This window comes from Ideonella sp. P3_A4 (assembly GCF_056403075.1).
This window is the reverse complement of record NZ_JBFUGE010000201.1, coordinates 1-10,682: the sequence shown is the minus strand read 5'-3', so window position 1 is coordinate 10,682 and position 10,682 is coordinate 1. Positions and strand designations below refer to the sequence as shown.

Sequence of the window (10,682 nt, the reverse complement as noted above, 5' to 3'; positions counted from 1 at the left end):
GTTCGGTACGACTTGCGCGATACAGGCCGGTCATCAACGTGCCAGGCCGGCAAGCCCGACTACACCGGCTTCGATCTCGTCAAAGATGCGGCCGGCGTGCTCGACGCACTGGGCATACCGCGCGCCCACATCGTCGGCATCTCGATGGGCGGCGGGCTGGCCCAGCTCCTGGCCCTGGAGTTTCCCGCCTGCGTGGCCTCGCTGACCCTGATCTCGACCAGCCCAGGCGGCACCTCGAGCCGAAGCGATCTGCCACCGATGCTCGATCGCATGAAGGCGGTGTTCGAGCAACCGGCGGCGGAGCCTGACTGGTCCGATCGCGAAGCCGTGATCCGCTACATCGTCGACAGCACGAAACCGTTCGCCGGGACCTGCACGGCCAGCGACGCGGCATTGCGTGCCGTGGTCAGCCGGGCCGTGGATCGCACGATCGACGTCGCGGCCAGCATGTCGAACCACTGGATCATCGAACCTGGCCACGAACCCTGGCGCTCTCGATTGGGAACGCTTCGGGTGCCCACACTCGTCATCCATGGCACGGAGGATCCGCTGTTCCCCTGCCAGCACGGCGTTGCCTTGTCGAAGGAGATCCCGGGCGCAACGCTGCTCTTGCTCGAAGGGGTGGGCCATGAGATGCCGCCTGCACAGGTTTGGGACATCGTCATCCCGGCACTCGTGCGGCACACCAGCAACCAACCTGGCGATCGAGTGTCGCCGTCCCAGCGATGACCGGCCCGCTGCGTATTGCCGACCACTACGACGCCGAGCTGAGCCGGCACAACGAGCGGCTGCGGGCCGCCACGGGCATTGGCCCCACCGACCAAGTGCTCGACATCGGCTGCGGGGCCGGACAGACCACCTGCGACGCGGCTCGCGCCGCTGTGTCAGGCAGCGCTCTCGGTGTCGATGTCTCGGAAGCGATGCTCGAGCGCGCCCGCCGCCGCATGGCGCAGGAGCGCCTGTCCAACGTCACCTACGAGCAGGGCGACGCGCAGATCCACGGGTTTCGGCCAGCTCACTTCGACGTCGTCATCAGCCGCTTCGGCACGATGTTCTTCGGCGATCCGGTCGCGGCATTCGCCAACATCGCCCGTGCGTCGCGGCCCGGGGCGCGCCTCGTGATGATGGTCTGGCAGAGCGCCGACCGCAACGAGTGGGCGAGCGCGATTCATCGTGCGGTCGCGGGTGACGCGGACCCAACGTACCCGCCCGATGCGCCGGGCGCCTTCTCGCTTGGCGACCCGTCCAAGGTCAGGTCCATCCTCGGCGCAGCAGGCTTCACCGAGGTCGGCTTTGCCGAGGTCCAGGAACCTGTCTACTACGGCCCAGACGTTGCCAGCGCCTATGACCTCGTTGGCGACTTCAAGACGGTGAAGGACCAGCTTGCGAGTCAAGAGGCAGCCGCGGCGCAGCGCGCACTGGCCGGCTTGCGCGAGACGCTGGCGGCGCACTGCACGACCGACGGCGTCCTCTTCGACTCGCGGGCGTGGATCGTCACCGCCCGTCGCTCGGCGAAGTAGCCGTTCGAGGAAAGCACAGCAGAAACGCTCAGCGAGAGTTCACGAACTCGATGAGGTCGGCGCGCTGCTTGGCAGTCATCGCCTTGAAGCGGTCTCGGCTGGCCGAGCCCTGGCCCGCATGCCAGAGGATGGCCTCCTCGACAGAGCGAGCGCGCCCGTCATGCAGGTAGTGCGTTCCGGGGTTGATGTTGGCGAGCAAGCCCAGGCCCCACAGCGGCGGCGTGCGCCATTCCTTGCCGCTGGCAGCCGCCTGCGGAAACTCGTCCGCCAGGTCGGGGCCCATGTCGTGCAGCAGCAGGTCGGTGTACGGATGGATGGTCTGGCGGCGCAGTTCGGCGAAACCGTGCGCGTTGCCGGTCGTGAGCGTGGACACATGGCACGCGCTGCATCGCGCCTTGTCGAACTGACGCTCACCGTTGGCGACCCGCGCTTGAAGAGCTTGCTCGGCGGCGACTTGCGCGGCGGTCTCGTCAGGCGACTGGCTGATGATGGTCGGCGCTGAGATGCCCACTGGCTGCTCGCCCGTGAAGTGTCGCTGTGGCGGCACCCCCAGCAGGCTCAAGTACTTGGTGATGCGAGCGAGGTCAGCCTCGGAGAACTCGGGGCCGTGCGCGTCCGCGGCGCGGCAGTCGGCGTTGTCAGCCGCCTGGCCGCAAAGGTGCTTTGGCAGGATCGTCGTTGTCACGCCGATGTCGGCGTTCAGCGCCTCGGCGGTTTGCTGCTGTACCGTCGGTGCAGTGGCCTTCCACCCGAAACGGCCCACCCGCTTGATCTTGGGGTCGATCTTGTCGATCACGATCTGCAGACGGCCGATCGCGCCGTCGGGATCCGCGGCGCTGGCGTCCGCGAGGGCCTGCAACGTCGACTCAGGCACGGCCTCGAGCAGGCCCATGCCGACCAGGTGCGGCGCGGCGCGCACCGACATCCGCTCAGGCAGCGGCAACGGGCGACCGGCAATGTCAGTCAGCGCGTAGAGCGGCTTCTTCAGCGTGTATTTGGTCTTGTCGGGGTAGCTGCCCTGCGTCGTCTTGTAGCCGCTGATCGTCAACAGCCCTTGGCGGCCATCGACTGTCTTGCCGTCTGAGACGACGATGCCTTGGTTCAGGTGCCCGCCGAAGCGCGCGTCGGGGACCAACTTGCCCTTGTCGTTGAGCTCGGCGGTGAGCACGGCCATGTTCGCCAGCGGCCCGTCGGTAGCCGGCGTGCTCTTGCCGTTGCCTGAGTGGCAGGCGATACACGAAACCTGTTGGAACTTTGGTCCGGCCTTGCCGGCCTGCGCCGTGTTCGGCTCATTGCGAGGCTCGGAATGGCTGCCGTCGACGAACGAGGTGTGGAAGAGACGACGCCCCTCCACGAACGGCTGGATGTTGGCACCGGCGATGTTGGTTGCCGCCTGCATCAAGTTGAGTTCGGGCTGGTACGACGTGTCTTCGTGCAGGGTCGTGTCACCACCCGCACGCACCGGCTCGGGCAACAGATGCGCATTCCAGGGGATGCCGCCCGTGTCGCAGCATGCGCCGCGATACCAGGGGTGAACGCCCAGCGTGCCGACGCGGTACGCGATGGCTTCGGCGTAGTAGTTGAAGCGGCCCAGCGCGTCGCCCTGGTGGCCGGCGAGGAACAGACCGAGCTCGAATTCGAGCGTGTCGCCCGGGCGGTAGTTGCGCCCCAGCGGGGCGTTGTAGGTCAACTGGCGCACGAGCACCAGCTCGCCCGGCGCCGGCGGCACGTTGAGATCGGTGTCGTAGTTGCTGCGCGGCTCGTCGGGCAGCGCGTCGTAGTTCGACACCGGCGTCTTCAACTCCTCGCCCGGCATCAGGCTGAAAGCAGGGAGCCGTTTCACGCCGGCGTTGTCGCCGTACATCGCCGGAGAGACAGGCAGGTAGGGGTCGTTCGCGCTGCGCCCGATGTAGCCTGCGCGGAAGTTGGTGTCGAAGAGCCACCATTGCGGGCGAACCACCACGGTGATGATCCGCTCCGCGGCGTTTGTCGGCGACACGTTCTCGTAGATGGTCATGTCGTGCGTCCGTCGCACGAAGTAGTTAGGCGTGAACAGGTCGTAGCCGTCTCCGGTGGGCCCCCAGATCTCGCGCGCGTGCCGGTCGCGCGCGCGTCCGCCGACGTGTGTCACGAGCGTGCCGTCCGGCAGCTTGTAGGTGGTGGCAGGCTCGGGGTCGCTCCAACGCAGTGGCGTGTAGCTCGCGGCTTCGCCGGCCCGGGCACTGGTCACCGCCAATGGCGCGGCCTTGGCGGACTGCTCCGAAGGCGCCGAGCCCGCGCCGCCGCCACACGCAGCCAGGAGGACGACCGCCAGAGGTGCCGTGCTGCACAGCGCCCGAAGACGATTCCAGCGGTGTGAACGGGACAAGGACATGGCGGAACTCCTCCGAAGGGGCGCTGGGCGATGGATCTGAAAGCGCTTGCAGCGGCGACACGCTACCTCAACGGCGACGGGTGATGCACCGAAGATTCCCCTACGTTCAACGCAGCCGCGAGTGACGGCTGGAGGTCGGGGCCGCTGCGTCAGTTCGACAGTCTTGGCGCCCATCTTGTTGACGTTCTTCAACGGGTGGGTCGATGCTTCGCACGCGAGGAACGCCAATTGCTCTGCTTCGCGGTTCGGTTCGATCGCCCCCAAGTCCCAACCCGTTGGAGAACGCCATGGTCAGCAAGAACACGATTTGTCTCTGGTACGACGGCACCGCTCTGGACGCCGCCAAGTTCTACGCTGAGACGTTTCCGGACAGCGCTGTCGGGGCTGTCTTTCACGCGCCTGGCGACTATCCCGATGGCAAGCAAGGTGACGTTTTGACAGTCGAGTTCACCGTGCTGGGCATTCCTTGCCTGGGCTTGAACGGCGGGCCGATGTTCAAGCACAACGAAGCGTTCTCGTTCCAGGTGGCGACCGACGACCAGGCCGAGACCGATCGCTTGTGGAACGCGATCGTCAAGAACGGCGGCCAGGAAAGTGCCTGCGGCTGGTGCAAGGACAAGTGGGGCTTGTCGTGGCAAATCACACCGCGGGCCCTCACCGCCGCAATCACCGACCCCGACCGCAAGGCCGCCAAGCGGGCCTTCGACGCGATGATGGAGATGCGCAAGATCGACATCGCGGCGATCGAGGCCGCCCGCCGGGGCTAAGGCCAACGTACGACGCCGACCGGGCGGCCTACCCCGCTACGGCCGCACCGCGCTGTAGTGCGCCTGAACAGCCTTCGCGGGCAGCTCGCGCTTGTACAGCGCCACCTTCGCGATCGCGCCCTGGAAGTAGCCGTGCAGGCCGACGCTGGCGATGCGAAATGGCGCCGTGCCGTTCTTCGGCACGATCTGGTAGTCGAGCAGCGAGTCCTGGTCCCACAGCTTTCCGTTGCGGTAGACCTTGGTGTAGCCGGTCGGGTAGGTACCGCTGGTCTTGCGGGTGTTGATCACCAGCACGTAGTGGATCCACTGGCCGGGCACCACTGGCTCCTGGAAGTAGCTGCCAGCGCCGAGGCCACCGCTCAGGTTGAACGCGTAGCCGCTGATGCGGTTGGGCCGCGGCGGGTCGATGCCGTCGCCGGCCCAGTCGGCATCGTGTGAATACATGCGGGCGGCGTACTCCGACTGGCCGCTGGTCGATTTGCCGAGCCAGTGGACATAGGGCGTCGTGTCCGACTCCTCATGCGGAAAGTTCAGCACGTCGGGACGCAGCCACGCCTCCATCGTCAGCACGCCTGATGAGCTGATGCTGAGGTCGTCGCGGTCGTCGACCTCGACGTATTGCTGCACACCGTCGAATTTCAGCGCCGGGTCACCGTTGACGAAGGTCGTCACCGCGGGCCCGTGATGGGCGGTGGCCTGGTGTCCTCGCCCGCTCAGGTCTTTCGTGCCATTCGCGCCGCCGAGCGGCAGGTACATCACCGGCTTGTCGGCGAGCACCCGGTCGTCATAGCTCAATGTCGACGTGGCCGCTGCACAAGGCACCGCGCACGCGAGGGCCGCAACAAGAACTGCTCCTCTCGATCCGGCTGCAGAGCAACTGCTCGGCGTCAACGGCAACGAAACCACCATGGCGTTTGCTCCAGCTCGCAGTCCCACCGGGTCGGGTCGTTGATGACCCGTCAAGGCTGGCAGTTTGGAGCGCACCGCAGCGCTCGCACGTTCGGAATTGAAACTGCCGTCAGCGCCGCTGTCGTCTCACCAACGCCAGCGGCCCGATTCAACTCTTGCGCTTGCGCCGGTACATGTCGGCATCGGCCTGCTGGATCAGCGACGGCACGTCGTCGCCATCGCGCGGGTACAGCGCGACACCGATCGACACGCCGACTTGCGCGTCGCGGGCGGCGTCGATCGGTTCACTGAGGCGGCCTTCGAGCTGATCGCCGATGCGGCGAGCCAGTTCGACATGGCCCACGCCGTCGAGCACGATCAGGAATTCGTCGCCGGCCCAGCGGGCCACCAGGTCGCCCTCGCGCACCGCAGCGGCCATGCGGTTGGCCAGCTCGCGCAGCACCTGGTCGCCGGCGCCGTGGCCATAGCGGTCGTTGACCTTCTTGAAGCCGTCGACGTCGAGGAACAGCAGTGCAAAGGGCTGGGCGTCGCTGTCGCGCCGGTGCTGTTCAATGCGGTCGCTGATGCGGCGGATCGTCGCTTCGCGGTTCGCCAGGCCCGTCAAGCGGTCGGTCGACAGCTTGTGGCGCATCGTCGCAAAGCTTTGCGCGAGGTCACCGATCTCGTCGTGCCGATCGATGCTCAGCGGCGTGTCGAAATGGCCCTCGCCGATCTGGCGTGCGGCCACCGCGATGGCCCGCAGGTCGCGCGACACGATGCCCAGGCTGATCCAGCCCACCCCCACCACCGCGAGCGCTGCCAGCAGCGCGAGCGCGAGGCTTTGGTAGAGGTTGGCGGTGACGCGATGCAGGAAGTCGCTGCGCGGCACGGCGACCGCGATCACCCAGTCGAGCCCGGCGCTGTCGCGCAGGCGCGCATAGGCCACCTGCACCGTCGCGCCGTCCGGCCCGTCGATGCGGGTCGAGCGCGTCGCCGCACCCTCGCCCACCTCGTCGATCAGCGACTTGACGCGAGCGTAGGTCGTCGCGAGCAGAACATCTTCCGCCGCTGACGCACTCAGGCGCTTGGCCGTGCCATCAGTGTCGCGTTGCAGATGCGCGCCACGCGAGGTCGCGATCAGGTCACCGTTGGGCTCAACGACAAAGGCCACGCCGTGCGCGCTGGGCTGCAGCGATTGCACGAATTCGCTCAGCTGGCGCAGCGACACATCGGTGGCCACCACGCCGCGCATTTCACCGTCGTGGCCCGGCACCTGGCGCGTGCGGGTGGTCACCAGCTCTTGCGTGCGAAAGTCGATGTAGATCGGCGACCAGCCATCGCCGGGCCGAGCCTTGGCCGCCTGGTACCAGGGGCGCAGGCGTGGGTCGAAGACCTTGTTTTCCGGCATGCCGTCGTGCAGCAGGCCACGCGGCCCCTCGAAGCGGAACAGCGTGCGCGGGCCTTCGCCGCGCAAGCGCAGCCGCAGTTCAGCCGAGTCGATACCGTCGCGCCACAGGCCGAAGAATCGCCCTTGCTCGTCGCCGTAGTAGGCGTAGTTGTTCAGCTCGCGGTGGACCGAAGTGGCGAGCCAGAAGCGCATGCGCAGGCTCTCGACCGCCGGCTCGATCTCGTCGGGTGCCGGCTCGCCGGCGGGGAAGGCGATGTCCAGCACACGGCTGGACCCTTCCAGCTGCTGATCGACCGCGCGCGCGATGCGGCCCACGGTTTCGGCCAGCAGCCGCTCGGACAACTCGTCGACCGCATCGCGCCCGGTGCGGTACGACAGCAGCCCCAGCACCACCGCCAACCCCAGCACCAACGCCACATACGGCAGGGTCAGCAGCTGCCGCAGGCTGAGCCAGCGGAAGGGGTGCATGGACTTTCCGCGCTAGCGGGGCAGCGCGGCGAGCCAGCTGGCGAGATCGCTCTTCAGCTGGCGGATGTCGGCTTCGCGGGTGTACATCATGTGTCCGGCGCCGTAGTAGCGGTGCGTGATGCGCGAGCGCACCTCGTCGCTGATGTCGAGCTGGTCCAGCGCCCAGTCGGTGGCGCTGTAGGGCGTGCCGAGATCGAACTGGCCGCTGGCGACGAACACGCCCAGGTGCGGCAGGCGCCGCATCGCACGGGCCAGGTCAGTGCTGGTGCAGGTGTAGCTGTTGCCCTGGCCTTCGCCGCGGTTCCAGTTCCAGCCCTTGTGCGCCTGCTCGGACATCGGCACGTACACGCGCTCGACCGAGCCCTCGGCCTCGCCGATGCCGAGCGTGCTGCGGAAGTAGTCCATCGCCGCCATCGTGTACGGGGCCACCAGCGCGTCGATCGACGGGTCGAACTCCCACTCACGCTTGCGGTCTGGCCCCATCGGCCCGGCGACCCGCGAATCGAGCCTTCCGAGCACCTGGCCCCGATCACGCAGCAGCTCGTTGAAGTAGCGGAAGTCGGACACGCGCAGGTGCATGTGCTCGACCACCGTCGCCGGCAGGCCGATCAGCTCGCCGATGCGCTTCGCTACGCGCTCGCGTTCACGGTCCGACAAGGTGGCGCCGCGGTGCAGCGCGCTCAGGTAGTCGCTGTGCACGAAATCGAGTGCGGCCTGGCGCGCGCCATCGGCCGATTCAGCCAACGGGCCCTTCAGGCAGCCGTGGAACTGCGCGGTGCCGGCGAATGCGGGCAGGAACAGTGCGTACGGCAGGTCGTTGCGCGGTGAGAACTCGAGCGCCTGGATGTCCATTGCGCAGGACACGAGGATCAACCCGGCCAGCGCCACGCCCTGCTCGCACAGCAGCTCGGCCATCGCGGCGGCGCGGGTGGTGCCGTAGCTCTCGCCGCACAGGTAGACGGGTGAGCCCCAGCGGCGGTGCCGGCCGAGCCAGGCGCGCATCGCCTCGCACAGCATCGCCACGTCACCGTCGACGCTGAAGGCCTTCTTGCGCGCGTCTTCGTTCGCGGTCAGCGAAAAGCCGGTGTGCGGCGGGTCGATGAAGACGAGGTCGAAGTGCTCGAACCAGGACAGCGGGTTGTCTTCGACACGGTACGGCGGCGCCGGCATGCCGCCATCGTCACGCACGCGCACACGCTTCGGGCCCAGCGCGCCCAGGTGCAGGAACATCGATGCCGAGCCCGGGCCACCGTTGAAGGCGAAGCAGATCGGGCGGTGGGTGGCGGCGTCGCCCTCCAGCTGGTACGCGGTCATGAAGACGGCCGCGTCCGGCTCGCCATGCGATTCACCCAAGGTGCCCGAGCGCACCGGCACGAAGCCGGCGTCGACCCGGTAGGCCAGGCGCTGGCCACCCAGCGTGACGCTGCCATTGCTGCGCGCCGGCTTTTCGGACAAGGCCTGGTCGACCGCCGCGCGCTGGCGCTTGTTGGCTTCTTCTTTCTCGGCCGCCGTCGGCTTGGTTGTCTCGCTCATCTTCTATCCCTCTGCTTGTGGTGTTGGGCGGGGTCGTTGCTCCGCTTCAGGTACCCGGACCTTGGAAGCTGCCGGCGCGGTAGGTAAGCACCAGCGTGTCTCGATGGCCACTGCCGCCGGGTTGCTGCGGCTGGATCGGCGTTGATTCGTGGATGACCTTCGCATCGTCCAGCCACAGAGTGGAGAACGGCTCGCTCAAGGTGAAGCGTAGACCTTCCCGGCCCTCAGCGGCGAAAACGCGCGTCTCGGCGCCCTTGATGCCCTCGCGGGCGATCAGCGTCACGCTGACCAGGTCTACCCCGTCGCGGTGAGCGCCCTCGGGTGTCGGGCGGCCGATGCCGTCGGTGGTGTCGATGCGGAACATGTGCGCCTCGACGTGCCAGGGTTGCACGCCTTTCAAAGCCGAAGCCCGGGCGGCGCCCATCAGCAGCCAGCGCGCCCACAGCGGGTCGGTCACCAGCGCATCGGGCAGCGGGTCGAAATGGCGCTCGAGCCCGCCGTGCAGCGCGTTGTATTCGACCGGCTGCCAATGTGGGCGGTGCGGTTGCAGCAGCACGGTCTCGCCCTCGATGATGAAGCAGCCATGCCGACGGCGACGGTAGCGGCCGCCGTCTTTCAGGTAGGCGTCGGGCGGCAGGTCGTCCCAGAACGGCAGCCAGCGCGACAGCGCGGCCGCCGGCTCGCGCAGCAGTTCGGCCGCGCCGGCGGCTCCCAAAACGGAGAAACCCAATTCAGCCAGGGCAGCGTCCTGCTCGTCCGGCGGGCAAAGAGGTGGTGAAAGCAGCATGGTGGGTTGATTGTGACAAGGCTGAGTGTCCTGTCTCAGGAATACGTGTCATTGCGACGGGCCGCAATGGGGATGATCGCGAGTCGACGAGCCGGGCAGATACCGGGTGGTATCTGCCCGGCTTGGCGGCGCTGCGAGCGCCCCATTTCGACCCGCCCTTCGGGTTCGACCAGATGGCGCCCTCGCGCGACCGGTCATCAGGGCAGATACGCCAGGTATCTGCCCAGCCGCCCGGCCGCACGATCATCACCATCTGGTCGAATCTCAATGGCATGTATTCCTGAGACAGGACACCTGATTACCAGGTATCCAGCAAGCCCCGCCGCGGTGGCAGCGGCACGCCGGCGGCCGCCTGCAGGCCACGGGCCAACCAGGCGCGAGTTTCTGCGGGGTCGATCACGTCGTCGATCTCGAGGTGGCTGGCCATGTTGATCGCCCGGCCACGTGCCATGTGCTCGGCCACGAGCTTGTCGAACAGGGCTTGGCGGCCTTCCCCGGCCGCGTCGAGCTCTTTCTTGAAGCCCAGACGCACAGCGCCCTCGATGCCCATCGCGCCGAACTCGGCGCTGGGCCAGGCGGCTGTCGCCACGGGAGCGTGGAAGTGGCCAGCCGTCAGCGCCATCGCGCCCAGGCCGTAGCCGCGGCGCAGCACGACGCTGAACACCGGCACCCGCAGCGCGGCGGCGTTGACGAAAAGGCGAGCGGCGTGGCGCACCATCGCCGTCGCCTCCGACGCTGGCCCGACCATGAAGCCCGGCGTGTCGACCAGCGTGACCAGCGGCAGTCCGAAGGCATCGGCCAGCTGCATGAAGCGGGCGAGCTTGTCGCAGGCCGGGGCGTCCAGCGCACCGGCCAGGTGGCGCGGGTGGCTGGCGGCCAGCGCGACCGGCCGGCCTGCGATGCGCACCAGCGCCGTGATCACGCCCAGGCCGAACTC

Annotated in this window: 9 protein-coding genes; 3 read left to right on the top strand and 6 right to left on the bottom strand. The window is 67.7% G+C overall.

Annotation, left to right across the window (positions count from 1 at the left end):
• A partial coding sequence (locus AC1DYI_RS17850) for an alpha/beta fold hydrolase (protein ID WP_477205475.1) occupies positions 1 to 729 on the top strand: 729 nt, incomplete at its 5' end.
• Entirely contained in the window at positions 726 to 1,520 is a 795-nt protein-coding gene (locus tag AC1DYI_RS17845) for a class I SAM-dependent methyltransferase (protein ID WP_477205474.1), read from the top strand. The genes AC1DYI_RS17850 and AC1DYI_RS17845, both read left to right, overlap by 4 nt.
• Positions 1,521 to 1,548: 28 nt before the next feature.
• Here AC1DYI_RS17845 and AC1DYI_RS17840 read toward each other — a convergent pair whose 3' ends face one another.
• Positions 1,549 to 3,894, bottom strand: a complete 2,346-nt coding sequence (locus AC1DYI_RS17840) for a di-heme oxidoredictase family protein (RefSeq protein WP_477205473.1) — start codon at positions 3,892 to 3,894, stop codon at positions 1,549 to 1,551.
• A 287-nt stretch (positions 3,895 to 4,181) separates the two neighbouring features.
• On the opposite strand from AC1DYI_RS17840, the gene AC1DYI_RS17835 reads away from it, so the two are divergent.
• Positions 4,182 to 4,661 (top strand): VOC family protein, encoded by a 480-nt coding sequence (locus tag AC1DYI_RS17835; RefSeq protein ID WP_477205472.1) that lies wholly within the window; start codon positions 4,182 to 4,184, stop codon positions 4,659 to 4,661.
• Between the two features lie 36 nt (positions 4,662 to 4,697).
• Here AC1DYI_RS17835 and AC1DYI_RS17830 read toward each other — a convergent pair whose 3' ends face one another.
• From AC1DYI_RS17830 to AC1DYI_RS17810, 5 genes are all read right to left on the bottom strand, one after another.
• On the bottom strand, positions 4,698 to 5,456 hold the full coding sequence (locus tag AC1DYI_RS17830) for a LamG-like jellyroll fold domain-containing protein (RefSeq protein WP_477205471.1): 759 nt from the start codon (positions 5,454 to 5,456) through the stop codon (positions 4,698 to 4,700).
• Between the two features lie 262 nt (positions 5,457 to 5,718).
• The gene (locus AC1DYI_RS17825) at positions 5,719 to 7,425 is read right to left on the bottom strand and encodes a bifunctional diguanylate cyclase/phosphodiesterase (RefSeq protein WP_477205470.1); all 1,707 of its coding nucleotides are present in this window, start codon (positions 7,423 to 7,425) and stop codon (positions 5,719 to 5,721) included.
• A gap of 12 nt (positions 7,426 to 7,437) precedes the next feature.
• On the bottom strand, positions 7,438 to 8,958 hold the full coding sequence (locus AC1DYI_RS17820) for a S10 family peptidase (RefSeq protein WP_477205469.1): 1,521 nt from the start codon (positions 8,956 to 8,958) through the stop codon (positions 7,438 to 7,440).
• 46 nt (positions 8,959 to 9,004) lie between these two features.
• Positions 9,005 to 9,745, bottom strand: coding sequence for a 2OG-Fe dioxygenase family protein (locus AC1DYI_RS17815; RefSeq protein ID WP_477205468.1), 741 nt, complete (start codon positions 9,743 to 9,745; stop codon positions 9,005 to 9,007).
• 298 nt (positions 9,746 to 10,043) lie between these two features.
• The coding region (locus AC1DYI_RS17810; RefSeq protein ID WP_477205467.1) for a carboxyl transferase domain-containing protein at positions 10,044 to 10,682 on the bottom strand (639 nt) is incomplete at its 5' end.